This is a genomic window from Bacillus canaveralius (assembly GCF_002860125.1).
GTDB lineage: Bacteria > Bacillota > Bacilli > Bacillales > Cytobacillaceae > Bacillus_BJ > Bacillus_BJ canaveralius.
This window is the reverse complement of record NZ_PGVA01000032.1, coordinates 16,447-43,149: the sequence shown is the minus strand read 5'-3', so window position 1 is coordinate 43,149 and position 26,703 is coordinate 16,447. Positions and strand designations below refer to the sequence as shown.

The 26,703-nt window shown below is 40.2% G+C and carries 29 protein-coding genes and 1 pseudogene; all 30 read left to right on the top strand.

Going from position 1 to position 26,703, the window contains the following annotated elements; genetic code table 11:
• Positions 1-22 precede the first annotated feature (22 nt).
• The 30 genes and pseudogenes from CU635_RS14445 to CU635_RS14300 all read left to right on the top strand — a co-directional run bounded on the left by CU635_RS14445 (position 23) and on the right by CU635_RS14300 (position 26,640).
• Positions 23-1,318, top strand: a complete 1,296-nt coding sequence (locus CU635_RS14445) for an ABC transporter substrate-binding protein (RefSeq protein ID WP_101578084.1) — start codon at positions 23-25, stop codon at positions 1,316-1,318.
• Between the two features lie 60 nt (positions 1,319-1,378).
• A complete protein-coding gene (locus tag CU635_RS14440; RefSeq protein ID WP_101578083.1) occupies positions 1,379-2,272 on the top strand; it encodes a carbohydrate ABC transporter permease in 894 nt (297 codons plus the stop codon).
• 5 nt (positions 2,273-2,277) lie between these two features.
• Positions 2,278-3,147 carry a carbohydrate ABC transporter permease gene (locus CU635_RS14435; protein WP_101578082.1) on the top strand — a complete coding sequence of 290 codons (870 nt, stop codon included), beginning with the start codon at positions 2,278-2,280 and terminating at the stop codon, positions 3,145-3,147.
• Positions 3,148-3,174: 27 nt separating this feature from the next.
• Entirely contained in the window at positions 3,175-4,521 is a 1,347-nt protein-coding gene (locus CU635_RS14430; protein WP_101578081.1) for a glycoside hydrolase family 172 protein, read from the top strand.
• 67 nt (positions 4,522-4,588) lie between these two features.
• Positions 4,589-6,067, top strand: a complete 1,479-nt coding sequence (locus CU635_RS14425) for a glycoside hydrolase family 32 protein (RefSeq protein WP_245917481.1) — start codon at positions 4,589-4,591, stop codon at positions 6,065-6,067.
• A gap of 27 nt (positions 6,068-6,094) precedes the next feature.
• Positions 6,095-6,970, top strand: a complete 876-nt coding sequence (locus tag CU635_RS14420) for an ROK family protein (protein WP_101578080.1) — start codon at positions 6,095-6,097, stop codon at positions 6,968-6,970.
• Between the two features lie 354 nt (positions 6,971-7,324).
• Positions 7,325-8,098, top strand: a complete 774-nt coding sequence (locus tag CU635_RS14415) for a GntR family transcriptional regulator (protein WP_245917480.1) — start codon at positions 7,325-7,327, stop codon at positions 8,096-8,098.
• A gap of 4 nt (positions 8,099-8,102) precedes the next feature.
• On the top strand, positions 8,103-8,534 hold the full coding sequence (locus CU635_RS14410; protein ID WP_101578079.1) for a PTS sugar transporter subunit IIA: 432 nt from the start codon (positions 8,103-8,105) through the stop codon (positions 8,532-8,534).
• Between the two features lie 14 nt (positions 8,535-8,548).
• Complete coding sequence (locus CU635_RS14405; protein WP_101578078.1) at positions 8,549-8,836, top strand: PTS sugar transporter subunit IIB; 288 nt, start codon at positions 8,549-8,551, stop codon at positions 8,834-8,836.
• On the top strand, positions 8,837-10,105 hold the full coding sequence (locus tag CU635_RS14400) for a PTS ascorbate transporter subunit IIC (protein ID WP_101578077.1): 1,269 nt from the start codon (positions 8,837-8,839) through the stop codon (positions 10,103-10,105).
• Positions 10,106-10,185: 80 nt separating this feature from the next.
• A complete protein-coding gene (locus CU635_RS14395) occupies positions 10,186-11,100 on the top strand; it encodes a phosphotriesterase family protein (RefSeq protein ID WP_101578076.1) in 915 nt (304 codons plus the stop codon).
• A 12-nt stretch (positions 11,101-11,112) separates the two neighbouring features.
• Positions 11,113-11,733: a bifunctional 4-hydroxy-2-oxoglutarate aldolase/2-dehydro-3-deoxy-phosphogluconate aldolase gene (locus tag CU635_RS14390; RefSeq protein ID WP_101578075.1), complete on the top strand. Its 621-nt coding sequence runs from the start codon at positions 11,113-11,115 to the stop codon at positions 11,731-11,733.
• A 5-nt stretch (positions 11,734-11,738) separates the two neighbouring features.
• On the top strand, positions 11,739-12,482 hold the full coding sequence (locus CU635_RS14385; protein WP_245917479.1) for a creatininase family protein: 744 nt from the start codon (positions 11,739-11,741) through the stop codon (positions 12,480-12,482).
• Positions 12,483-12,659: 177 nt separating this feature from the next.
• Positions 12,660-12,983, top strand: a pseudogene (locus CU635_RS14380) (helicase-related protein); the annotation flags it as partial.
• 216 nt (positions 12,984-13,199) lie between these two features.
• Positions 13,200-13,418, top strand: a complete 219-nt coding sequence (locus CU635_RS14375; RefSeq protein WP_101578073.1) for a DUF2187 family protein — start codon at positions 13,200-13,202, stop codon at positions 13,416-13,418.
• Positions 13,419-13,588: 170 nt separating this feature from the next.
• Positions 13,589-13,780: a hypothetical protein gene (locus CU635_RS14370; RefSeq protein ID WP_101578072.1), complete on the top strand. Its 192-nt coding sequence runs from the start codon at positions 13,589-13,591 to the stop codon at positions 13,778-13,780.
• 362 nt (positions 13,781-14,142) lie between these two features.
• Positions 14,143-14,574: an ASCH domain-containing protein gene (locus CU635_RS14365; RefSeq protein ID WP_101578071.1), complete on the top strand. Its 432-nt coding sequence runs from the start codon at positions 14,143-14,145 to the stop codon at positions 14,572-14,574.
• A gap of 603 nt (positions 14,575-15,177) precedes the next feature.
• Positions 15,178-16,236: an LLM class flavin-dependent oxidoreductase gene (locus CU635_RS14360; RefSeq protein ID WP_101578070.1), complete on the top strand. Its 1,059-nt coding sequence runs from the start codon at positions 15,178-15,180 to the stop codon at positions 16,234-16,236.
• A 149-nt stretch (positions 16,237-16,385) separates the two neighbouring features.
• Entirely contained in the window at positions 16,386-16,886 is a 501-nt protein-coding gene (locus CU635_RS14355; RefSeq protein ID WP_101578069.1) for a redoxin domain-containing protein, read from the top strand.
• A gap of 39 nt (positions 16,887-16,925) precedes the next feature.
• Positions 16,926-17,360, top strand: coding sequence for a glycine/sarcosine/betaine reductase selenoprotein B family protein (locus tag CU635_RS14350; protein ID WP_101578068.1), 435 nt, complete (start codon positions 16,926-16,928; stop codon positions 17,358-17,360).
• 27 nt (positions 17,361-17,387) lie between these two features.
• Positions 17,388-17,627, top strand: coding sequence for a hypothetical protein (locus CU635_RS14345; RefSeq protein WP_101578067.1), 240 nt, complete (start codon positions 17,388-17,390; stop codon positions 17,625-17,627).
• A 636-nt stretch (positions 17,628-18,263) separates the two neighbouring features.
• Positions 18,264-19,280: a LacI family DNA-binding transcriptional regulator gene (locus CU635_RS14340; RefSeq protein ID WP_101578066.1), complete on the top strand. Its 1,017-nt coding sequence runs from the start codon at positions 18,264-18,266 to the stop codon at positions 19,278-19,280.
• Complete coding sequence (gene rbsK / locus CU635_RS14335) at positions 19,270-20,199, top strand: ribokinase (protein WP_101578065.1); 930 nt, start codon at positions 19,270-19,272, stop codon at positions 20,197-20,199. The genes CU635_RS14340 and rbsK overlap by 11 nt, the downstream gene beginning before the upstream one ends.
• Before the next feature lie 14 nt (positions 20,200-20,213).
• Positions 20,214-20,951 carry a glutamine amidotransferase gene (locus CU635_RS14330; RefSeq protein ID WP_101578064.1) on the top strand — a complete coding sequence of 246 codons (738 nt, stop codon included), beginning with the start codon at positions 20,214-20,216 and terminating at the stop codon, positions 20,949-20,951.
• 31 nt (positions 20,952-20,982) lie between these two features.
• Positions 20,983-21,822, top strand: a complete 840-nt coding sequence (locus CU635_RS14325; RefSeq protein WP_101578063.1) for a BtpA/SgcQ family protein — start codon at positions 20,983-20,985, stop codon at positions 21,820-21,822.
• Positions 21,823-21,839: 17 nt separating this feature from the next.
• Positions 21,840-22,775, top strand: a complete 936-nt coding sequence (locus CU635_RS14320; RefSeq protein ID WP_180956625.1) for a ribokinase — start codon at positions 21,840-21,842, stop codon at positions 22,773-22,775.
• Positions 22,772-23,755: a substrate-binding domain-containing protein gene (locus CU635_RS14315; RefSeq protein WP_101578061.1), complete on the top strand. Its 984-nt coding sequence runs from the start codon at positions 22,772-22,774 to the stop codon at positions 23,753-23,755. The genes CU635_RS14320 and CU635_RS14315 overlap by 4 nt, the downstream gene beginning before the upstream one ends.
• A 71-nt stretch (positions 23,756-23,826) precedes the next feature.
• On the top strand, positions 23,827-24,585 hold the full coding sequence (locus CU635_RS14310) for an ATP-binding cassette domain-containing protein (protein ID WP_101578060.1): 759 nt from the start codon (positions 23,827-23,829) through the stop codon (positions 24,583-24,585).
• The gene (locus CU635_RS14305) at positions 24,585-25,598 is read left to right on the top strand and encodes an ABC transporter permease (protein ID WP_101578059.1); all 1,014 of its coding nucleotides are present in this window, start codon (positions 24,585-24,587) and stop codon (positions 25,596-25,598) included. The genes CU635_RS14310 and CU635_RS14305 overlap by 1 nt, the downstream gene beginning before the upstream one ends.
• A 16-nt stretch (positions 25,599-25,614) precedes the next feature.
• The gene (locus tag CU635_RS14300) at positions 25,615-26,640 is read left to right on the top strand and encodes a phosphotriesterase family protein (protein WP_101578058.1); all 1,026 of its coding nucleotides are present in this window, start codon (positions 25,615-25,617) and stop codon (positions 26,638-26,640) included.
• Positions 26,641-26,703: the final 63 nt, after the last annotated feature.

Below are 26,703 nucleotides of genomic sequence, written 5' to 3'. Positions count from 1 at the left end.
AAAATAACCGGAGGGGTCTCACATGAAAAAATTTAGTATTCTTTTGAGTTTGATATTGCTTATTAGTTCCTTTTTAGTCGGTTGCAACAGCAAAGAATCTATCACATCATCAGACGGCACCACGACCATTGATTTTGCGATTCATGTAGCAAATGCAAAGGATCAAGAGCCTGCCTTTTATAAAGTGATTGAAAAATTCCAGGCTGAAAACCCGGATATCAAAGTTAATCTGATTGGAAAAGAACAACAGGAGCATGTGAAAAGTATTAAAATGATGTCGCAATCTGATAAACTTCCGGATGTGTTCTGGATGCTTCCCGCTTCAGCGAAAGAATTACAGGAGGCTGATATGCTAATGGATTTATCAGGTTTTATTGACGACAATCCGGACATCAAAGACTCTCTAAACGATAACATGTTAAATACCTATAACAAAGATGGCAAACAGTATGGCTTGCCTTATCAGCCACTGATTACAGGTTTGTTTTATAACAAAGCACTTTTTGATCAATATGAGGTTAAGATCCCTGAGACCTTTGAGGATCTTGCCGAGGCAACAAAAGTATTTGAACAGAATGGCATTACAACAATTGCCAAGGGAGCCAAAGATGAATACTCAGTATGGGCATTTTTAACGATGCTGTCCAGATATGGCTACTTTGATAAAATTGACGACATTCTTGCCGGAGATGAAAGCTATAACAACGCTGACTTTATAAAATATTACCAAAAGATCGATGAATTAAGAAAATTGGGAGCGTTTTCTAAAAACGTAACTACTCAAACCTACTTCCAAGCGGTGGAACAATTCTTGGGTGGTCAGGCAGCGATGCTCGATTCCGGTATGTGGGATGTCCAAAAAATTGAACAAAGCGCGATAGGCAAGGACGTTGGATTTTGGTGGGGACCTACTTTTGCGGATGGTACAGGTGACCAAAAGATAAGCTCAATCGTCCCGGCTGCACCTTTGCTTGCCAGCAAAAAAGCCGGTGAAGATAAAGCGAAAAAAGAAGCGATCCTAAAACTATTTAAATTCTACTACGGTGAAGAAGGAACACAGATCATGGTCGAGAACCAAGTGCCGCCAATGACAAATGCTTCAGTTGAAATTAATGAAGCGGAGCATCCAGTCTTTAAAAAGCTGGTTGACCAAATGCAGCTTGAAGGCTGGGAGAGCCAGCCAAACCAGCCGGACCTTGTCGTTCCTGAATCAATTGCAAACGCTATGTATGACAGCATTTACGGAGTCATAAACGGAACTTACACCCCTGAACAAGCAGTAAAAGTTGTTGAAGATAAAATTTCGACTGTCAAATAATTTTTTAGAGACTGGCTAATGTATATGCTCATTAGCCAATTCTAAAAGGTAGGTGGAAAAATGAGATGGTTTAGCAGTAATACTAATAAGATAATGTTGCTTTTGCCGACTCTCCTAATCTATTTAACTTATATTATGATGCCGATCGTCATCGCAACCTATTACAGCTTTACCAGTTTTTCAGGGATTGGGAAACCAAAGTACGTGGGGCTTGCGAACTTTCAGAGACTGTTCGACGATCCGATTTTTATGATCGCATTAAAAAATACCTTTATTGTTTTATTAGTCACTTTATTGCTTCTGATTCCAGGCTCATTTTTACTGTCATTGTTATTGAACAAAAAAATTAAAGGCGTTGGTTCATTAAGGGCGATCAACTATTCGCCTTCCATCATTGCGCCAATCATGGTGGGTTTGATCTGGGTATTTATTCTCGATCCCCAAATTGGACTGATTAATACTTTATTGGAAAGAATTGGTCTCGGCCGGCTCGCTTTTGAATGGATTGGCGGGGATACATTGACACCTTTTTCGGTTGCGATTATCCAGAGCTGGCAAAGCCTGGGTTACATCGCGACGATATTTTTAGCAGGCTTAACGCTGATACCGTCAGAGCTTTATGAAGCGGCTGAAATGGACGGCGCGAGTAAATTCAAACAGTTGATCAATATCACGATTCCATTACTAAACGAAACGTTCAAGCTAAACATCATTTTAGTGATTACTCTTTGTTTTAAAATTTTTGAAACCGTTCTCCAGCTTACGAACGGGGGACCAAACCATTTATCTGATGTACTGGTCACTTATATGTACAGTACAACCTTTATTGCCGGGGAGTATGGTTACGGCATGGCCATTGCAGTTGCATCGCTGATCGCAACGATCGTATTTTCAGGTGCTTTCCTGGGATTCTATTCATTAGGGAGAAGGCTGTACAACAAGGAAGGGGTGTAAAGTGGATGAAAGCAAAGGATACTTCTATAGCATCATTGAACCGAAGAGACAGACGACTGAACAGTCTCACATATATCCTTACGTATGCTATTACTCTGATTGTCATGATTCCTTTTGTGTGGATGGTCGTATTGTCTTTTCAAGATAACCAAACAATCCTGACAAATCCCTTTTCATTGCCTGACAACATAAACCTGGATAACTATAAGCGCGCCTTTGAAACATTGGACTTTGCCTTGTTGTACAAGAACACGTTTATCATTGCTGCGGTGTCGCTATTCATCGAAATGATCATTACCTTTGCCAGTTCTTATGCGATCAGCAGATTGATATTTAAACGAAGGAAGCTCAGAAATGGTCTCTACTATTTTCTGATTATCGGACTTGCGATCCCTCCGTTTATCTTGTTGTTTCCAATCTATCGGATTACGATTTCGCTTGGACTGGAAAATACCTATTTATCTCTGATTCTACCTTATATCGCAACGTCAATTTCTTTTAATACGCTGTTGTTTACAGGATTTCTGAAGGATTTCCCCACTGAGATTGAAGAGGCTGCGGTCATTGATGGCTGTAACCTGTTTACACTCTGTACAAAAGTCGTGTTTCCGGTTGTGAAGCCAGTGGTGATGACGATCTTCATTTTCAATATTCTTTACATATGGAATGAATTTCCGTTCGCGGTAACGCTAATCAGTGACCCGTCACACATGACGATCCCGCTGGCCATATCCGAATTTAAAGGAAGGTATAACATCGATTACGGCGGCATTGTTTCAGCCAGCTTGTTATTTATCATTCCACAGTTAGTGTTCTATGGAATATTCCAAAAGCACATCATTAAAGGAATGACTGCCGGTGCAGTAAAAGGATAAAAAACTAGAATGGGAGACGAAAAAACTATGACTTTATCAAATGGATTAATGCAAAACTTAACAACACATAAGGATGTAAGATCGGCAAGAATTTCAAGTTCGGATCAAACAGGAAGAAACCAGGATTACTGGCTAATTCCGCCAAACGAGTCTGTTGTATTGGGGGAAATTGAAGGACCGGGCTGTTTAACGCATTTTTGGATGACCTCTTTCTGCAGAAAAATTATGGGCCCGAGTATTGTTGACCCAGCTTTAGGAAGCAATGTCGCACCTGTCAATGAAATCCACAATGCACTTGGTGTTACATGGGAGGAGCAAGATCCTTTCTATTACCGGAAAGCATTGATTAAAATCACTTGGGACGATCAAGACACGCCAAGCGTTTTAGCACCCTTCGGAGATTTCTTCTGTGTCGGCCATTCCTTGCCGGGAAACTTTGAATCAGTCCCATTCAACGTCTCTGTCAAACCGGAAGAAGCTAATAAGTTCGGTGCGCCTGCCGCATTAAACTGCTACTTCCCGATGCCGTTTAATAAAAAAGCCAAAATCGAAATCGTGAACGAAAACTCTTTGCCGTTTGGCCTCTATTATTATATTGATTATGAGCTGTATAAAGAAGAACTGCCTGAGGATACAGTTTACTTCCATGCGAGCTGGCACCGTGAAAACCCTTGTCAAGGCTGGGGAAATGATCTACAAGTAAACAGTCCGGAAGTTCAACGCGTAGCGAACCTTTCCGGTAAAGATAACTATGTAATCCTGGATATAAAAGGAAAGGGTCATTATGTCGGCTGCAATTTATCGGTAAATCACTTTCAGGGCAGCTGGTGGGGCGAAGGCGATGACATGATTTTCATCGATGGAGAAAAACAGCCAAGCATTAACGGAACAGGCAGTGAAGATTATTTCGGACATGCCTGGGGAATGCAGAAAAATGCCTTTTTATATAACGGTTCAATCATTCATGAAAGTGAAAAACCGGGCTACCAGGTTTCTTACAGATTTCACATCGCAGACCCTATCCATTTCTCTGAGAGCATCAAGGTTACGCTGGAGCATGGACATGCGAACCATTTATCTGATGACTGGTCTTCTACTGCTTACTGGTATCAAACTCTGCCATCTCCAAAACTTGATATTCTCCCAGTAGAAGAAAGAATTCCTCATGTTGCGGAAATGCCTGCCGTGGTCCAAAAAGCGAAAAAGGAATTAAATGAAGAGCAACAAAAAGCTTATGCATCCGCGAAAGAAAGAGAAGCGGTCTATGTGGCGGAGAAGAAAAACCAGGCGGACATAAAATACAAAAAAACAAGAGAATCTTCTTTCGGAAATATCGAGCATGCTAAACGTGTCAAGGGTACTTTAAGCAAATAAATCTAGAAGTTACGTTTTTAACATGTGTATTTACGAAGCTATTATCAAACAAAAGCGGGTGCTATGAATGAATATGGTAAATACGAAACATCTCACAGCTCTTCAAAAAGCAAACGAAGAAATAGCGGATAAAAAAGACAACATCAAGGAAAGTCCTTACCGGTTAAAATATCACTTCATGGCACCGACTGGATGGATCAATGATCCCAACGGTTTGGTGCAGTATAAGGGCGAGTACCATTTGTTTTATCAATTTTACCCGTATGCTTCGAGCTGGGGTCCAATGCACTGGGGGCATGCAAAGAGCAAAGACCTGGTCCATTGGGAACACCTGCCGGTTGCCCTGGCACCTTCCGAGTCCTACGATTCCGGAGACGTGAAAGGATATGGCTGTTTCTCCGGCAGTGCAGTGGTAGACAATGAAGAACTCGTTCTGATTTATACGGGACATGTAGACGGCAACTCGCCGCAACAAGTTCAATGTATCGCAACAAGCCAGGATGGAATTTCTTTTGAAAAGTATGAACAAAACCCTGTGATAGCTGATTTTCCGGTTGATGGTTCAAAAGACTTTAGAGATCCAAAAGTATGGAAGCATGAAGATAAATGGTACATGGTCGTTGGTTCAAACAAGGATGGAAAAGGAAAAGCGGTTCTATATGTCTCTGACGATTTAAAGCATTGGGATTACAAAGGGGTTGCCGCAGAAAGCAATGGCACCCAGGGAGATATGTGGGAGTGTCCAGATTTATTCCCGTTAAATCATTCTCATGTCCTGCTTGTTTCGCCAATGTATGGAACGCAAAACGAAAAGCCGTTTTATGTAATTGGTGACATGGACTATGATAAAGGCATTTTCACACAAGGGATTTATAGAACATTGGATTATGGATTTGACTTCTATGCACCGCAGACATTGATTGACGATAAAGGCCGGAGAATCATGATCGGCTGGATGGAAAAGTGGCTGACAAAAATGCCTTCCCAACAGTTCGGCTGGGCCGGAGCGATGACAATTCCGAGGGAACTTATTTTGGAAGACGGCATCGTTAAGCAAAAGCCTGTACCCGAGTTGGCTCAATTAAGATCCGATTACAAAAGATTGGATGGCTTCGAAGTAGCTGAACGAACAACGATCAATGAATCACAAGAACCCGTCTCGGAAATAATCATTGATTTTGACATGAACGAAACAGATGCTGCATTATTCGGAATTCAGCTAAGATGCTCAGAAGATGGAAAACAAAGAACCGAAATTTTGCTGGATCTTGATCAGAAAGAAATCATCATGGACCGTAACAATTCCGGCTGTGGTGAAAAAGGAACCAGCAAAGCTCCGATGGCAGTGAGGCCAAATGGCAGGATCAACCTGCGTATCTTTATGGACACAACATCTGTCGAGCTTTTTGTCAATGACGGGGAACAAGTCATCACAAACCGGATCTACCCGGATGACAACAGCACGCAGTTTAATATTTTTACAAAAGGCGGTAAAGTCCGTGTAAACAGCATTGAATCGTGGAAGTTCGATTCTGTGTGGAAATAGCGACTGATTCTGATTGGAGGTGAAACAATGTATTACGGAGCAATAGAAGCCGGCGGCACAAAATTTGTCTGTGCGGTAAGCGATGATCAATTTGTGATTAAAGACAGAATCAGTATCCCAACTTCAAGCCCTGCTGAAACGCTTAACCAGGTGTTTGAATTTTTTGATCAATATTCTTTGAAATCAATTGGAATTGCTTCGTTCGGGCCGATTGACGTAAATAAGAATTCCAAGACATATGGATATATCACGACAACACCAAAGCCGGATTGGAGTAATTTTGATTTTGTGGGGACGATCAAAGACCGTTATCCGGTTGCGGTTGCCTGGACGACAGATGTGAACGCAGCCGCATATGGCGAACTGAAAAAAGGGAATGCACAAGGTTGTGAAAGTTGCCTTTACTTAACCGTAGGCACAGGAATTGGTGGCGGGGCGGTTGTTAACGGTAAACTATTAGAAGGTTATGGACATCCGGAAATGGGACATGTCTTGGTTAGATTACATCCGGAAGACACTTACGAAGGCACTTGCCCATACCACGGGAATTGTCTCGAAGGGCTAGCAGCAGGACCAGCAATTGAAGGCAGGTATGGCAGTAAGGGGGATGAGCTGGAAAAAGCGGATAAAGTCTGGGAAATTGAAGCCTACTACATAGCACAAGCACTTGTAGACTATTCACTAACTTTAAGGCCGGAGAAAATCATCCTCGGCGGCGGTGTTATGAAGCAAAAGCAACTATTTCCGCTGATTCGTGATGAGTTTGCTAAGCTAATGGCTAACTATGTAACAATACCAGATTTGAATGAATATATTGTTGCTCCTGGGTTGGGAGATAATGCAGGGGTTATCGGAAGCCTGTTATTGGCTGCAGAAACTTGTGAAGATCAATTATACTCTTAACTTAAATTATGTAGTTTACCATTTTACTAATTAAAAATATAAACTGTTGGAGCCGTTGAGATATAGGTCTTAATGGCTTTTTATTTTTCCATAATTTATTCATAAAAACACATAAAGTGGGACGATGATAGATTCTAGAAACATTAAAACAAAAGTGCATTCTACTAACTTAGTTGAGTTTAATCGAACTTTTTTTTGAGTGGTCACATGCAAGTGGTGAAACCATGTAAGGTGAACACCTAAACATTATAATGTTTAGTGAATTAATTTATGTTATTGACATTAAACATCATAATGTTATTATAAAGAAAACGGTTACAATAAATAAAAGATGATAACCTTTTATAGGAAGAGGTGGGAGCTATTATACCCCTAAATAAAAACGCTAAAGAGCCGCTATACAAGCAACTCAAAACTGCTCTTTTAGAGTTCATAGAAGAAAATTTACAGGAAGGTGACGCGCTTCCGATTGAGTCCGAAATTGAAAAAATGTATGGAGTAAGTCGAATCACCGTTCGAAAAACAATTGATGAGCTTGTAAATGAGGGAGTTGTTTCGAAAAAGCAAGGAAGAGGGACGTTTGTTCAATCGCGAAAGATCGTACAAAAAGCGGGGACCATTACAAGCTGGACTGAAGAGATGAGATTAAAAGGTAAAATAATCGAAACTAAAAATCTGTTAATGCATGAGATTGAACCTTCAAGAAAATTGACTGAAGAATTGAAATTGTCTAAAGGTGAAAAGGTCATCTGTTTAAAGAGACTCCGGTGTGCTGATGGAGAGACTATTGCTATCATGATTAACTATTTTCGCTCAAAATTTGTACCGGGTTTTCTTGAAAAAGGGCTAAACAAAGAATCTCTATACGAAGTCCTGGAAGAGGATTACGGCATTCAGTTAGAAAAGGCGCACGAAAGAATCCAGGCAAGAATCGCTAACGATTTGGAAGCTCTTGAGCTGGGAGTTTCTCCAGATTCGGCAATCCTTCATATCACGAGGGTTTCTTATTTGTCTGATGGCACACCGTTTGAATTAGTTGAAATGGCTAACCGATCAGATCGTTATCAGTATGATATTGATCTATTTGGAAGAAATAAATTTAAGTCTTTTAGTGAAGGAAGTGATTGACAGGATGCTGCAGTTAAATGAGAAATTAATTAGTTTGGATGTTGAAGCAGAGTCTGCAGAAGCAGCAATCAGAAGTGCCGGTGCCTTACTAGTGGAAGAGAACATTGTTGAGGAACGATATGTTGATGCAATGGTTAAAGGCTTTCAGGACATTGGGCCTTATATTGTCCTTGCACCGTCCATTGCAATCCCCCATGCAAGGCCTGAGCATGGGGTTCTCCAGCAAAGTGTTTCCCTTGTCAGGTTGAAAATCCCAGTGAAATTCGGGCATCCAACAAACGATCCAGTCCAGTTGGTTTGTGCAATCTCTGGAATTGACAGCACCAGTCATATTGGTATGCTGCAATCCTTGGCTTCAGTTTTAGGCGATAAAACAAAGTTGGAAATAATTTTAAGTTCAAATAATAAAGAAGAAATTATTTCAATCTTTAATTAAGGAGTGTGGGGAGAATGAAGGTTGTGACGGTATGCGGTATGGGTTTTGGAACATCGCTCATGTTGCTGATGGATGTTCAGGCTATTGGAAAAAAACATGGTTATGACATCCAGGGAGAAGCGGTAGATTTAGGATCTGCAAAAGGTAAGGAGTGTGATTTTATGGTGGCTTCAGGTGAAATTGCCTCAGAACTTGACGGAGAGTCTGTCGAAGTGGTTGCAATTAATAATTTACTGGACAAAGAAGAAATTGAAAGAAAAGTAATGCCAGTTATCGAAAGAGTTGCCAAAGGGGTGAAATAAATGTTAGATGCTATTGTTTCGATTTTAAGCAACCCGGCTATCATTTTAGCAATTATTGCAGCGGTTGGATTGATCGCTCTCAGAAAGTCGACCTCGGATATTATTAAGGGAACTTTAAAAACGGTATTTGGATTTTTGATTCTGCAACAAGGTGCGAACATTATTGTAAACGCTTTAATACCGTTTAGTACAATGTTTACGGAAGCGTTTGGACTAACAGGAATAGTTGCTGAAGATAACGCCCTTGTTGCCGCTGTCCAAACAGTATTGGGTAAAGAAACTGCTTTAATACTAATATTCTCTTTTTTAATTAACTTAGTGATTGCAAGACTGACAAAATGGAAGTATATCTTCTTGACTGGACATATGATGTTCTCTTTTGCTGGAACAATGGCAATTGTGTTCAGCCAAATGGGCTTCTCAACTTCAATGACAGTTATTCTAGGTTCCATTATCCAGGGTATATCGATGGTTTTATTCCCTGCTATTTCTCAGCCGTTTATCCGTAAAATAACTGGCAATGATAATGTGGCCTTCGGTTTCTGGGGAAGTTCCTGGATTAGTTTATCTGGGTGGGTTGGGGGTTTAGTTGGAAATAAAGAAAAATCTTCTGAAGACGTAAAAGTACCAAAGTCACTGGATTTCCTGAAAGATATGAGTGTCTTAATGGGGATTGTCATGGTGATCATTTATGTGGTTACTGCATTATTTGTCGGTCCTGCCAAAATGGAGGAGATTGCAGGCGGGCAGAACATGATTCAATTCTCGATTATGACTGCCTTAACTTTCGTTGTCGGTATCCTTGTATTATTGCAAGGGGTTCGGATGTTCCTGGGTGAAATCGTCCCAGCGTTTAAAGGCGTCGGTGAAAAAATTGTACCCGGAGCGAAACCAGCCCTGGATGTTCCAATCTTCTACTCTTTCGCACCGATAGCAGTGACTCTCGGTTTCTTGGCTGCATTAGTTGGTGGTTTACTAGTAACATTGATTTCTAGTTTTCTGCCAGTAGTAGTACTCCCATCTGTTATTGGTTTGTTCTTTATGGGTGGAGCTGCAGGCGTATTTGGGAACGCGACAGGCGGAAGAAGGGGAGCTGTTTTCAGCGGATTTTTCCTCGGATTTACTTGGACATTGCTCGTCGCACTTGCATATCCGCTAGTCGATGTAACCCAATACGGTGTTGAAGGACTTTGGTTTGCTTCCCCTGATGCGATTATCGTGATTATTCTTATTCGCCTGGTTGGATCGCTATTTGGATTTGGAATTTAATTAAAAGAAAAATGAGGAAAGAAATCAGCATTCTTTCCTCTAACTATTTTAATCTTTAAATTGTTGTAGGAGTGATAGAAATGGCGAAAGTTCGCACTGTTTTAGGTGACATAGAAGCAAAGGAGCTCGGATTTACTTATAGTCATGAACACTTGTGGGCAAATCCCCCTGCAAGCCAAAAAGACCGCGATTTAGAATTAACCGATTATGAAGCAAGCGTCAGCGAATTATGGAGATTTAAAAACGCAGGCGGGAATGCTCTTGTTGATGCGACAACTTTAGATTATGGCCGTGACGCAAAGCACTTAATTAGAATGGCTCAGGAAACGGGTGTACATCTTGTAATGACTACAGGATTTAATAAGCATATTTATTTTCCAACGTGGGTCCAAGCATTAACAATTGAGGAAATAACGCAGAAATTAGTGCGTGACCTTACCATCGGAATGGATGGGACTTCCGCTAAAGCAGGATTTTTGAAATCCGGCTCCTGGGATCAACTTATTCATCCCTTAGAAGAAAAAGTGACTCGTTCAATGTCCAGAGCCCAACTCCAAACGGGGGCACCGGTATGGCTTCACACTGAAGCTGGAACGATGGGCCAGGAAATGCTCGATATACTTGAAGAAGAGGGTGTGGACCTCACAAAAGTAGCGGTAGGCCATAGCGACCGAAACGCAGACCCTTATTATCACTTGCAACTGGCAAAGCGAGGGGCATACGTGCAATTTGATGGGGCAAGTAAGATTAAATATTATCCAGATAGTGTACGGGTTGAGCTGATAAAAAATATGATCGACCATGGGTATGTGAAACAATTGTTGGTATCCGCTGATATGGGAAGAAAAAGTTATCTTCATGCTTATGGCGGCGGACCTGGATTTGAGTATATACTCCAAAAGTTTATCCCTCGCTTATTGGATGAGGGTGTCAGCCAGGAAGATATTGAGATGATTTTTGTTAAAAATCCAGCCCGCTGGCTGGCTCAATTTTAGGAAGGTGTTATCATGATTGTTGATAAAGGAACCATCGTTGCTATAATTCGCGGAGTCGACCCATCTAATGTTATCGATGTTCAAGAAGCCTTGATTGAAGGCGGAATCAACTGGGTGGAAGTATCTTTGAGTGAAGAAGAAAAAGGCCTTGAATGCATTAGAATATTAAATAAAAGATTTGGACAAAAAATAAACCTTGGGGTAGGAACAGTCACAAATATTGATCAAGCGAAAAAAGCAATAGAAGCGGGAGCAAAATACGTGATTACTCCAGGTTGGGACAAGGAACTTATTAAGCAGCTTCTACAGTTGAATATAAATGTTTTCCCGGGTGTATTCACACCAGGGGAAGTAATGCAGACCATCAATCAAAATATAAAGGTGCAAAAGTTATTTCCTGCAGGCAATCTCGGATCTGATTATGTAAAAAATCTAAAGGGTCCTTTTCCTAACTTGCATTTGATGGCTGTAGGCGGAGTGTCTTTGGATAACATAATGGAGTTTTATCAAGCTGGATGTTCTTCCTTTGGAATCGGCAGTGATCTAGTTCCATGGGGAGCAACAAAAAAGGATAAAGAAAAAATCAGGGCAAAAGCATATGAGTATGTATCAGTATTAAAGAATGAGGGGTAATGAGCATGCAAAAGGCCAAAGAGCTAATTTATATGACAAGGGATGAAGCAAGTAAGGCAGTGGAAGAATTCCCTGTTGCAATCTTGCCAATAGGAGCCACAGAGCAGCATGGCCATCATTTACCTCTCGGTGTAGATATTTTTTTAGCAGAGGGCATTTCACAAAAACTCTCTGAAAGAACCGGTGCGATATTATTGCCTTCTATGCCCTTTGGATATTCCTGGGTCTGGCGAGACATTCCAGGTACAATATCCTTACAGCAGCACCATGTTGAGGCAGTGATAAAGGATGTTGCTTATAGTGTAGCCCGATACGGAGTTAAAATGTTAGTCTTGGTAAATGGCCATGATGCAAATAACACAAGTATGAAGTATGCGGCACGAGAATTGATGGATGAACTTGATATACCAGTGATCTACCTGTTCTATCCAAACCTAAATGAAATTATGGAGGAGCATTGTGAGACTCCAAGCTGGCATGGAATGGTGCATGCATGTGAATTCGAAACTTCTTTAATGTTAGCGCTAAAACCTGAACTGGTAGATATGTCGAAGGCTGTGAGTGAATATCCTTGTAAGCCAATGTTGTATGGGAAATCGACAATATCCTTAGGGGACCTTAGTAAAAGTGGCGTCTATGGTGATGCAACAAAAGCGTCTAAAGAAAAAGGGGAAAAGATGCTTAAAATATTTGTGGATGAAATGGAACAATTGATACAGGAAGCCTACAAAGGAGTATGCAGTCAATAATGTATAGGGTGTCCCAAAATTTTCGCGTTTGGGGCATCCTTTTCGTTATATACAGTAGTATACGCAATACGGGGTATGAAGATAGTACGATTTATATAGTTTCGTTTTAAGAAGGGAATATATAACAAATGTAAAATTAGTACTTATTAATTTATTTTTTAGGCATGAAACGTAGGCATAATCGCCACCGATGTAGAGGCAAGAGGCATAGACGTTGATAATGTCACACTTTTCATGAATAATGATGTACCAATGGAAAAAGAGAGCTATGTCCACCGGACAGGAAGAACAGGAAGAGCTGGCAATAAAGGAAAATTCATTTCTGCAATTGAAAAATACATCGGCTTCGAGATACCTAAAATGGAAGCTCCAAAAAAGGATGAAGTTGTTAGAGGAAAAGCCGCGTTCGAAGATAAAATCAGTGGCCGCCGAGTCGTTCATAATAATAAAACCCCACGAATAAACAAAGATATTATGAAACTCCATCTCAGCGGTGGAAAAAATGCTGAGCACGATTGTCCTTTATTTTTTAAGGGACTTCTTTTTGTAGAAGATGAGAAACAAATAAGATCTGTTATATACTAACTGTAGGATTACCCTATTTTCCCATCCATTTTATTATATTTTAGTTTTGTATAGTTAATGGGAAGGGTAATACTAACTTGGTGAAATGAAAAATCGCATCGCATAAATATGGTATAACGAGGGGGACATGAAATGACAGAAGAAAAAAGTGAGAACCAGACAGAGAACATTAACAAAGCAAATATTGGAGATATGATCCAAATATCAAGAGGGAATGGACAAGGACAGAAGGGGAAAGTATTAGTGACACGGGAAAACTCTGTTATTGCGGAAATTGGCAGGGATGTAAAAAAAGACGTTCCAATAAAAACTGTGGTCAATCATAAAAATTATAAACTAATAAAGTCATGAACACTTTAAAACGGCAATAAAGTTATAAGTGTCGTCTTTGTGAGGATGAGAAACTTCAGTGCCTGACCCCTGGTATGTTAGAGTTAACACAGTACAGGATCAGGCTTTTTTTCTAAATTGACGAAAAGTTCAGTGGATAGATTTGGTGGAAGAAAGGAGTTACACATCTCGTGAAGTACATTAAGACGCAAATGAAACAGCTGGTCAAAGAGAATAAAGAATTGCAGACGCACTTAAAAACTCTGATGGAAGAGCATGATCTTGAGAAAAACTTTGCCCTAAAGGCGTTGTACCATTCAGAAGTAGCTGATGGAGGAAAGTATCAGTTAGCATATCAAGCACTTGACCTGCCCAAAGGGTAGGTCATTTTTAGTCTACTGGAGAAAATATCGTGGGTGAAACAATTTGTTAAGGAGCAAAAAACGTGAAATAACAGGGAGGGCAACGATTTTTTAAAACTTTTGGGCAGATTAGCTCAACCCAAAAGGGACTTTGAAGAGTCCCTCTATTTTAACTGGGTTTAACAAACTTCTTATATACACATAGGCAACTGCAATCAAAGCGATAATCAAAAGTATTTTCATTGCACTAATTTCCTCCCCTGTATTGTCATTCTCATTTTATGGGGGCGTAAGGAAATTCTGAGGAACTGCCTGTACTAATAATATTATTCCATCTGGATACTTTAAAGACAAAGTATTTTTTCAGGTTGGAGGGACTGTATTTGAAGGTTTTATCAATGATCCAGCCTTGGGCAAGTCTATTCATCCTTGGTGAAGCCCAATATGAAACAAGGACATGGAGGACAAATTATCGTGGGCCGTTGGCGATTCATACTAGCAAGAAAGTGGACAAGGCAGTCTGCAGTCATGAGGGTATACTGTATTTGCTTGGCAAGCATGGCTACACAGAGGATACTCTTCCAACCGGGATGATTATTGGTACATGTCAGCTTATTAATTGTTTAAAGGTAACGGAAGACAAGAAGACATCGGCAATCCTTGAGGATGGACGGATCGTATCGGGCAATGATTATATATTGGGTGACTTTGATGTGGGAAGCTATGCTTGGGAAGTTAATGACAGGAAGATGCTTGATGAATTTGTTCCTGCGAAAGGAAGGCTGGGATTGTGGGAGCATGCTTCATTGAAGTAGAGAAAAATGCCACTCGAATGAAGTTATTTGAATAAATATATAGATCATGAACTACAGGTGCATTCTTCAATAACGGTTGGCACCCCATATCTCAAAAAGGGACTCAGAAGAGCCCCTTTATTTTAACTACGTTTAACAAACTTCTTATATACCACAAACGCAACTGCAATCACAGCGATAATCAAAAGTATTTTCATTTAAACTAAATTCCTCCATCCTGTATTGTCATTCTTCCTATTCCCCAAACTAGATCATCAAAAACCGGTGCTTTATTTCGAGTGCCGACATCCTTTCATAGATGTGTCAGAAAATAAATATGGAATGTTGTTTTTTGTGATTAGAAAACAATATATCAGTTAAAAATTGCAGACATTTTATTTTCAGATGAACCCAAAAGGGATTAATGAAATGGGTGGCCAAGTCTATAGAAAAAATGAATAAAATTCAGATTTCCATTTTTTCACTAATCAACAGCAACTCTACATATCATCGAAAAAGCAGTGTATTGTGCACAGATTGGATAAGAGTGGTATCTTTTAGAAAAGGTATATCAAAAGATCAGCAAGAGACATGTAGCTACGACTAGAATGGGAGGAAGATTCAGTGGAGATAGGTTTAAGCACGTTTGTAGAGACAACGCCGGATGTTGAAACCGGTGAGGTCATCAGTCATGCCCAGCGAATTCGGGAAGTGGTCGAGGAAATTGTACTGGCAGATCAGGTAGGATTGGATGTATTCGGTGTAGGGGAACATCATCGTGAAGATTACGCGGCATCAGCTCCTGCTATCATTTTGGCAGCGGCTGCGTCCCAAACAAAGCGGATACGGCTGACAAGTGCAGTAACGGTTCTTTCTTCTGCCGATCCAGTGCGAGTGTTTCAGGATTTTGCCACACTCGACGCGATTTCCAACGGACGTGCAGAAATCATGGCAGGGCGGGGTTCTTTTATCGAATCTTTTCCGTTGTTTGGCTACGATTTAAATGACTACAATGAGCTGTTCGAAGAGAAGCTGGAGTTGTTGTTAAAAATACGCGAGTCCGAGAAAGTCATCTGGCAAGGTCGCCATCGTCCTGCGATTCAAAATCTCGGTGTGTACCCGCGCCCTGTTCAGAATCCTTTGCCTGTATGGATTGGCAGCGGGGGTAATTCCGAATCCGTTGCTCGTGCAGGCCTGCTTGGACTGCCATTAGTTCTGGCGATTATTGGTGGCAGCCCGCTGCATTTTGAACCACTTGTGAGGCTCTATAAAAAGGCAGCAGCGCACGCAGGTCATGACGTATCGAAGCTCACGGTAGCGTCGCATTCACACGGGTTCATTGCCGAGGATACGGAAACCGCGGCCGATAAATTTTTCCCATCTACCCAGCAGGCAATGAATAAACTGGGCCGGGAGCGTGGATGGGGGCCGTATGACCGCTCCAGCTTCGACGCCGCGCGCAGTTTTGAAGGTGCCTTGTACGTAGGTGATCCGAAGACAGTTGCCGAAAAAATAATTCACCTTCGGAAGAATGTCGGTGTCACACGGTTTATGCTGCACGTACCGGTTGGAACAATGCCGCATGACGATGTGATGAGAGCGATAGAACTGCTCGGAAAAGAAGTTGCGCCAATGGTTCGAGAAGAAATATCAAGATGGGAAGCTAACGGTGAAGGAAAGTAGGAGGATGTCGGTTCTTGAACCGACATCCTTTTCTGTTAAAGAGCACCTGCCGGATGTAAATTTTGCATATTTTAGAGGTTAAAGCTGAAAGCAGTAGCCGATAATAAACATTGTTGAGCATGAAAGAATAACAAGAAAGGAGAGTTAATATGCCACAAGGAGCTACTGAAACAAGCACCTTAAAAGTAGGTGATCAAGCACCTGATTTCACATTGGAAGCCCATGGTAATCGCACGGTTACTTTGAGTGATTATCGCGGATCCAAAAATGTATTCATATGTTTTTACCCTCTAGATTGGACCCCGGTTTGAGGCGCGCAAATGCCTTCATACGAGGATGATCTTCCTCGTTTTGAAGATTTTGATACCCAGGTCCTGGGTATTTCAGTTGATAGTGTGCACAGTCATGAGGCATGGCAAAAATCAATTGGCGGAGTGTCCTATCCGCTCTGTTCTGATTTTTATCCGCACGGAGAAGTTTCGGAAAAATACGGTGTCCTTCGCAAAAATAAAAATGAACCAGCATACGGAGCTTCAGAACGTGCCCTCTTTATCATTGATAAAGAAGGTATCATCCAGTGGATTGATGTTCATCCAATCGACAGGCAGCCAGATAATGAAGAGTTGTTTGATGTTTTACGCAAACTCTAAGCAAGTACTTTTAAAAAGCAGAAAATAAGGAGGCTGTGTATGGAACTCTCAAGAAAAGCTATCCCATATACACCCAGCAGCAAACCGTTGAATGAAATGACAATCATGATCGTTTCAACCTCCGGGGTACACCTGAAGGATCAGGAGCCTTATAACACTGATCCTGCCGAAGGGGATGCAACGTTCCGCATCATTCCTGGAGATGTTGACTCAAAGGATTTAACCGTTACCCATGCAGCACCAAAGGAGCATTATAATACAGATGCTCCCAAAGAGGATATTAACACCGTCTTTCCAATCGACCGTTTAAGAGAAATGGTCGACGATGGAGACCTTGGCGGAGTAGCTGAAAAACATCTAACCATGATGGGATATTCCATGAGATTGAATAAGATTAATAAAGAAACCATTCCAGCGCTCGTAAAAGAAGTGGTTCGCTCAAAAGCGGATGCGGTCCTTTTAACGGCCGGCTGACCGCTCTGTCATCGCACTGTAGTTACAGTGCAGCGTGGTATTGAATCACAGGGAATTCCAACAACTTTAATCACGCTGGATGTTGAACAATCCAGTTTGATGAGACCTCCGCGGGCTATTCATCCAAAAGGCTTTGAATTTGGGCACTCGTTAGGAAAGCCGCATGATAAAGAAACACAAAGGAAAGTGTTAGAGGCGGCTCTTGCTGAAATACCTGAAAGACAAGAGCCGGGGAATATTCACGAGGTGGATTTTCCAAGTTATTAGTAACACTAATATGTCACGACAAGGGACGGCTTGTTTGCTGTTCCTTGTTGTATGTTTATGCAAATCAGGCAGGGCTTGTAGTATCAGCGTCACTGTGTGAATCTCATTGCTAGCTCAAACTTCTGAAACTAAGTTTCCGGAGAATGAGACACTTTCGTTTTATTAAAAATCTGTCTGTATGGTAGTAAGGTTCGTTCTCCAACACTACTGGGATTTTTTAATTCCAGTCCTCCTCCCCGACGAAACAGCATAAATTTGTTTTCCTGTAATTTCTTAATCTATACTTTTATTAATGTAAGCGTTGACAAATTAATTTCTAACTCATATATTTATGGTATAAGTTCAAAAAAGTAGGAAAATTTTAAATTCTTTGTCATAAAATCTTACAAAGTGCTGGGCGTAACCAGTCCTAAAAAATATAATTATCTTAACAATAATTTCTCACTTATTTTTTAGTAGAATGTGTAACCGGTTTACTATTATTCGAAATTAAGATGTAATACATAAAAATAATGAGTATATAACCAATGTGTAACCGGTTTACTATATTTCAAAATAAGATGTAATACATAAAAATAGTGAGTATATGACCAATGTGTAACCGGTTTACTATTCTTGTAAAAGGTGTTGGAAAAAGTGACTGCAACCATAAGAGATGTCGCAAAATTAGCCGAAGTGTCAATCGCTACTGTTTCTAGAGTGCTTAATTCTAAAGGTTATGTAGGTTTAGAAACAAAGAAGAAAATTGAAGAAGCTATCAAGTTATTGAATTACGAACCAAACGAAGTTGCAAGAAGTTTAACTGTTAAGAAAACGAAGACAGTTGCTTTATTTGTTCCAGATATAACGAATCCGTTTTTTTCTACATTGGCCAAGGGTGCGGAAGATTATGCTAATTCCAAAGGTTTCACTTTAATTTTATGTAATTATGAAAAGATGGGTGGGAGAAAGAAACTGTATGTTGATTTACTGAAACAAAAATATGTTGATGGGATTATTTTTGCTGCGGGCGCACTTAATCCAGAAGACGCATTGAAAATCAGGCAATCAAAAATACCAATGGTTGTTTTAGATCGAGTTCCTGAAATGGAAATAGAGTGCGAAATTCTTGTTGATAATTACGAAGGTGCCAAAAAAGCTGTGAAGCATTTAGTTGAGATTGGCTGCAAAAAAATCGCCCATATATATGGGCCGCAGGAAATTAGTACAGCACGCCAACGCCTCAGGGCCTATGAAGATGCAGTTAAAAACCTCCCTTGGTATACTCCAAGCTTACTGGCCCCGGGGAATTTTTCAATTGAAGGAGGGATGGAAGCTACGAAAAAGTTATTGCATGATCATCCGGATTTAGATGCGATTTTCGCCGGAAATGATATGAATGCTATTGGGGCATTAAAGGTACTGTACCGAAAAGGTATAAGAGTGCCAGAAAAAGTTGCAGTATGTGGGTTTGATGGCATAAAACTAACGGAAATTACAACTCCCGAAATAACTACGGTAGTGCAGCCAACTTATGAAATAGGAAAATTAGCCGCTGAAAACCTCATTCACTACATAGAGCATTCTTTTTTTCGGGAAAAGCTAATCAAGCTGGATGCAACGCTGGTAGTACGTGAATCGACGCAAAAATTGGAGAGAAATGATGAAACCTAAAATAACGGTTATAGGCAGTCTAAATATGGATTTATTGGTCAAGTCCTCCAGGTTTCCAAATAGGGGAGAAACCATTCTTGGAGAAAGTGTGGAATATTTTTCAGGTGGGAAAGGAGCCAATCAAGCAGTTGCAGCTTCACGACTTGGAGCAGAGGTAACGATGATCGGAGCTGTCGGTGATGATTTATACGGTGATAGGTTAAAAGAAATCTTAAAGAAAGATCAGGTTGACATTTCTTCAATCAAAACGGTTGGAGGGGAATCAAGCGGGTTAGCGATTATTTTGCTGGAAAATGCTGATAATCGAATTATTGTCATTCAAGGTGCAAATGCTCATTGCACAAAAGAAGATATTGATTTAAATCAAGCCAAAATAAGGGAGTCTGACATTATTCTTATCCAAATGGAAGTTCCTTTAGAAACGGTTAATTATGCGGTAAGTATGGCCAAAACATTCAATAAAACAGTAATCTTGAATCCAGCTCCTGCCCAAGAGCTTTCAGACGATTTATTACAAAAAGTTGATATCATAACACCTAATGACACAGAATTAAGACTTCTTACAAACAAAAAAACTGAAGGCTATAACTTTAATCAGCGGATAGATATGCTTTTGGAAAAAGGAGTTCAGCATGTTGTGACAACAATTGGGTCTGAGGGTTCCGTTTATAAAGCGGCTAAACAAGAGTTGATAACATTTCCGGCTTACCAGGTTCCTGTTGTAGATACGACTGGTGCAGGGGATTGTTTCAATGGCGCACTGGCTTTTGCATTAGGCAGAGGGGACTCCATTACTGATGCCATTAAATTAGCAAATAAAACAGCAGCATTGTCTGTTTCTAAATACGGTGCTCAATCAAGCATGCCTACATTGGATGATGTTCGTGAGTTTGAAAAAAATCTAAATTATAAAAAATGAAAGGAGTTTATACAATGAAAATACTATTTATAGGGGAATCCTGGGTGATTCATATGATTCACTCAAAAGGATATGATAGCTTTACCTCAACAAAATACGAAGAAGGTGCTACATACTTATTAAGTTGTTTAAAACAAGCCGGTATCGAGGTTGACTATATGCCGGCACACGAAGTCCAAGTTCGATTTCCGAAGGAGATTGAAGAATTAAAGAAATATGATGCTATTGTACTTAGTGATATTGGCAGCAATACGTTTCTCCTGCAGAACCCAACCTTTTATCAAATGGAGGTTGTTCCGAATGCTTTAGGGTTAATTCGTGAATATGTCGAGAATGGCGGAGGTTTACTGATGATTGGCGGCTTTTTGTCCTTTATGGGCATCGAGGGCAAAGCAAATTATAAAAATACAGTATTAGCTGAAGTACTCCCTGTTGAAATGCTGGATGCTGATGATCGGGTTGAAATCCCTCAGGGCGCCAACCCCAAGACCATTTTGAAACATAAAATAACTGAAAATATTGAAAATTGGCCTGCCTTCCTTGGCTATAACAAATTCAAAGCAAAAAAAGAAGCAGAAGTGTTAGTTAAAATCCAAGAAGACCCTTTTATTGTACTGGGAAGTTATGGGAAAGGGAAAACAGCTGCATTTGCGAGTGATTGTGCTCCACATTGGGGGACTACAGAATTTATGGAATGGGAGTATTATCAGCCAATTTGGGTGCGTCTATTAAACTATCTAAAACAGAACTAACAAACAAGTAGAAAATCAAAAAGGAGGAAATATGTCAAATAAAATCTTTCCTGCCAAACCTAATTATATTAAGGAAATTTTCAACCAGGATCGTGCGGTAATTGGAATGGTTCATCTTCGGCCATTGCCAGGGGCTCCCCATTTTAAAGGGGGCAAATTAGATGAAGTGTATGATTGGGCGATAAGAGATGCAGCTGCCCTCGAGGAGGGTGGTGTTGACGGTTTAATCATTGAAAATGCATGGGATATCCCTTTCTCAAAACCAGAAGACATTGGGTTTGAAACTGTTGCAGCCATGACCTCTGTAGCGAATCGATTAAAAACACATACGGATTTGCCAATCGGGATTAATTGCTTGGCCAATGGAGCGATCCAGGCACTTGCTGTTGCTAAAGCAGCAGACCTGACATTTGTAAGGGTAAACCAATGGGTAAACGCGTATATCGCAAATGAAGGGTTTGTAGAAGGAGCGTCGGCAAAGGCTGCCAGATATCGCTCACAAATAAAAGGCGAGGATATCAGGATGTTTGTTGATGTCCATGTAAAGCATGGAAGCCATTCGATTATAGCTGATAGGAACCTGGCCGATCAAACACATGACAACATCTTCTTTGATGCGGATGTTTTAATAGCCACAGGTACACGTACTGGTAATGAAACAGAATTAACTGAAATAGAAGGCATTAAATATCATACCAGTCTTCCAGTTATAGTTGGAAGTGGAATGACAGTAAATAATGCTGCAAAGATACTCTCATTAGCTGATGGATGTATTATAGGAAGCTCATTAAAAGAAGGGGGAGAGTGGTGGAATCCTGTGTCCAAGGAGGAAGTAATAAAATTTATGAGTGAGGTAAAAAAAGTTCGATAAAGGGGGAGTCGGTTTGCTTGATAAAAACAGATGTTATCGTTATTGGAACGATCAACATAGACCTGGTTGCTTACGTTAGCCGTTTTCCTGACATCGGAGAAACACTCGCTTCCATAGACTTCCGCCAGATTCCTGGGGGAAAGGCAGCTAATCAGGCTGTAGCCGCTCAACGTTTAGGAAAACAGGTAGCACTGGTTGGAAAGGTCGGAAAAGATCCTTATGCAAGTTTATTGAAGGAGAAATTTTTAGAAGAAGGCATTTCACTCGATTATGTTTTTTCCTCTGAGAAAACTGCTACAGGTTCATCTCTTATCATTGTTGATCATGCAGGGCAAAACATGATTATTACCAACCAAAATGCGAACAAAGAATTAACGAAGGAAGAGGTGCTTGCTTCTCTAGAAACTGCACACGGTGCAGGAGCTGCCCTGCTGCAATTAGAGATGCCATTAGATGTCGCCAATACCATTATTCTTGCGTTAAAGAAAATCAATATCCCTATCTTCTTAAATTTAGCACCTGTTGTTGCCATAGATCCTCAGATAAGGAGATTAGTTGATTTTCTTATTATAAATGAAGTTGAAGCCGGACAAATAACAGGCTTTAGTGTATCGAACATCGCAAATGCTAAATTAGCCGTAAAACAATTGCTGGAAGAAGGCCATTCACAGGTTGTTTTAACCTTAGGGGCTGAAGGGGCCATTATTGGTGACAAAAACGGAATCTATCAAGTGCCTTCTCCAAAGGTCCATCCTGTTGATACTACTGCTGCTGGTGACTGCTTTTGCGGTGCGCTCGTAACGTATTGGCTAGAAGAAAAAGATTTACTGCAAGCCACTAAAAAAGCAGTTGTTGCTGCTGCGATTTCTGTAACACGAAAAGGTGCTCAACCATCTCTTCCAAATCAAAAGGAAGTAGAAGGATTTATAAAAAAGGGGGATTATGAAAAATGAAAAAATTGGTTAGTTGTAGCTTAATCGGGATGTTGTTGTTATTTTTAGCAGCTTGTGGGCAAGTAGATGATACTTCAGGAAGTACTAAGCCGGATGGGGATTCATCTAAAGATGATGGTATTACAATTGCTATGACAGTTATTAACCAGGAAGCACTGTTTTTTACTGATATGGTCAAGGGTGCTGAAAAAGCTGCAGATGAATTAGGGGTTAATTTTACAGTATTTAATGCGAATAATGATACAGTGGCACAGCATAATTCAGTGGAAGATTTTATTAGTTCTGGTGTTGATGCGATTATTGTAAATGCCATTGATTCTAAGGGAATGGAATCTGTTGTTGAACAAGCAAAAGAGGCAGGAATTCACATTATTTCAGTCGATTCTGTGATTGAAAGTGACGCAGTCGATGTACAAATTGGTGTGGATAACTATGAATCTAGTGTAGAGCTTGGCGAATATTTCAACGACTATCTAAAAAGTGAATGGGATGGAAAGCCTGTTAAGTTAGGAACTGTAGGTGCTTTAAATTCGGAAATTCAAATTAAGCGTGAAGATGGATTTAAGGATACTGTTTCAGGAAATGACAATCTTCAAATCGTCAATACAGTTGACGGGGAGAATGTTCAGGAAAAAGCACTTGCCGCATCTGAAAACTTATTGACTGGATCTCCAGATTTAACTTTTGCATTTGCTACCGGGGAACCTGCTTTTATAGGAATGGTATCAGCAGTCCGTTCTCAAAAAGCAGAGGATAGAGTTAAACTATTTGGATGGGATCTAAGTAAGCAAGTAATTGAAGGCATTGATGAAGGATTTGTAGAGGCCGTTCTACAACAGCATCCTTATGAATTTGGCAGTGAAGCAGTCAAAGCAGCAAAAAAATTAATAGATGGAGAAAAAGTAGAGAAACAACTAAATGTACCGGTTACGATTGTTACAAAAGACAATGTCGATGAATTTAGAGGTTCTTTTGAATAAATGATGTCCTGCGGAAAAGTAGTTAATCCAGCTTTTCCGCTTTTTTGAAAATTAAGGGGGGATACCTAATAATGACCAAAAACGATATTCGGATTCAAATGAAAAATATCCAGAAAAGTTTTGGTGCTGTCAAACCGTTACAAGGGGTAGATTTGACTTTATATAAAGGAGAGTGTCTTGGTTTACTTGGTGATAATGGCGCTGGGAAATCAACACTTATGAAAATATTAAGTGGAGTCATCATCCCTGACCAAGGAGAGTTCTATGTTGATGGCCAAAAAGTTTCGATTAAAAAGCCAAGAGATGCTAAAGACTTACAAATTGAAACAGTCTACCAGGATTTAGCACTATGCGATACATTAAATGTGGCAAATAATATCTTTCTTGGCCGAGAACCAGTTAAATTTGCCGGGAGATTAATTGATAAGAAAAAACTGCATGAACGAACTCGTGAAGAATTAGAAAAGTTAGGAATTAATATATCTTCAACCAAATTGACAGTTCAAAATATGTCAGGGGGACAACGTCAAGCTGTTGCAATTGCCAGAGCAATGGTGTTCCAACCGAAGGTATTAATTTTGGATGAGCCAACTTCTGCCCTTGGTGTAAAGGAAGTCAATATGGTATTAGGGTTAATTAATAAGGTCAAGAAAACAGGCGTTAGTGTAATTTTAATAACGCATCGTCTTCAGGATTTATTTGAAGTTTGCGACCGACTTATGGTTTTACATGAAGGCAAATGCATTGATAACCGTTCGATTGAACAATACACGCTGGAATCAGTTATTAAGTCCATTATGGGAAATCCAGAGGGGGTGCAGGTATCGTGATGAGCAAGGTGAAAATTGAGACAAATAATGTGAATCTAGAACAGTACAATCCTGCTATCAAAATTTCTGCATGGATAAATGAAAACAAGCAAGTATTAAGTATTTTTCTGATTTTGTTAATTATATCCACCTATTTTAGTTTCGCTGCAAATGCATTTTTTAGTTACGGGAACTTTTTTAATTTAATTCAACAGTTAGCGCCAAATCTAATCGTAGTGGTAGCAATGACGTTTATTATTACCACTGGAGGAATTGATTTATCAGTAGGCTCGATTGTTGCACTATCAAGTGCAGTAACGGCAACAGCTTTACAAGCAGGAATTGGCAGTCCAGTCACGTTAACGATCGTAATTGCTGCTGGACTTGCGATCGGAATAGTAAACGGATATATAACCGCTTTTCAAAATATCCCTCCATTTATCGTAACGCTGTCATCCATGATCTTCGTTCGTGGTATAGCCTTATTAATCACAGGTGGTTATTCCATTGCGATTTCCAGAGAACATGGATTGACTAATATCGGACTTGGGACATTATTTGGCGTTCCTGTTTCAGCTTTGCTGGCTATTATTATTGCTGGACTAGGAGCGGTCGCGCTAAAGAATAGCAGATTCGGAATATATGTAACCGGAATTGGAGCAAATGAAGAGGCAGTGAGACGCTCCGGTGTGGATACACGAAAAGTAAAATTAATCACATATATGATGAGTGGTGGAGCAGCAGCACTTGCTGGGCTTATTATTTCTTCCAGATTAGCTTCTGGCTCATCCAATATCGGGATGATGTTTGAATTGGATATTATTGCCGCAGTTGTACTTGGAGGCACCGCACTGATGGGGGGAAAAGGGACGATGATTGGTTCTTTAATCGGTGTGGTCATCATCGGAGTGATCAATAATGGTTTGACGTTATTGCAAGTTTCTCCTTATATTATTCAAATCATCGAAGGATTTGTATTATTACTTGCTGTAATATTGAATATTCGCGTATTTGGATTTAGAAAAAATAATTAAATAGGTTGTGATACTGATGGCTTTAGTGCAAACAGTACAAGGGAAAATCGATAGTAAAGATTTAGGAATCACACTGATGCATGAGCATTTATATATTGATCGGTCCCATCTTTGGGAAGAGCCAAACGGACCATTAAAGTATTTTGCGAATCAAACTGTTTCAATGGATATTTTAGGCAGATTAAGGTTAAATCCTTATGCAAATCAGGATAACGGCTTAATGGTTGATGAAGATGTTGCCGTAAAAGAGGCACTGGAATTTTACAACTTTGGGGGAAAAACCATTGTAGATGTTACTCCAGTTGCCCTGGGAAGAGACCCAAATGCCTTATATCGGCTATCAAGAAGAACGGGATTAAATATTATTATGGGATGTGGGTATTACCTGGAGGATACGATACCTTCTCGTGTGAGAGACTGGTCGATTGAAGAAATTGAAAATGATATTATTTCAGATCTTGAAGTGGGGGTGGATGGGACTGGAATAAAAGCAGGGATAATTGGCGAAATCGGGATAAGCCCTGATATGACAGAACTTGAAGTAAAAGTATTACGTGCAGCCGCACGGGCACAGAAAAAAACAGGCCATGTTTTAACCATTCATCTGCCAGGATGGGAAAGATATGGACATCAAATTCTAAATATTGTTGAAAAAGAAGGTGGAGCCGTTCATAAAACTATTCTTGACCATATGAATCCAAGTATGAATGATGTTGCATATCAAACGTCTCTTGCGGATCGCGGTGCTTTTTTGGAATATGACATGATTGGCATTGATCTATTGTTTCCAGAAGGCCAATCTCCTTCAGATGAAGATAATGCCAAAGCAATCATTAACTTATTAGAAAAAGGATTTGGAGAATCAATATTGCTTTCCCAAGATGTGTTCTTGAAAATCTTATTGAAAACTTACGGAGGTTGGGGGTACTCACATATACTAGAAAACTTTGTTCCACGTTTAAAAAGGATGGGAGTTTCTCAGCAAGAAATCAATACAATATTAATAGATAATCCTCGTCGTGTTTTTGACAGAGAGAGCTAAAGAGTGAGGCTGATGACCTGACCGACCACAACAGAAATCAAGGAAAGGGTAGGAAGATCTGCT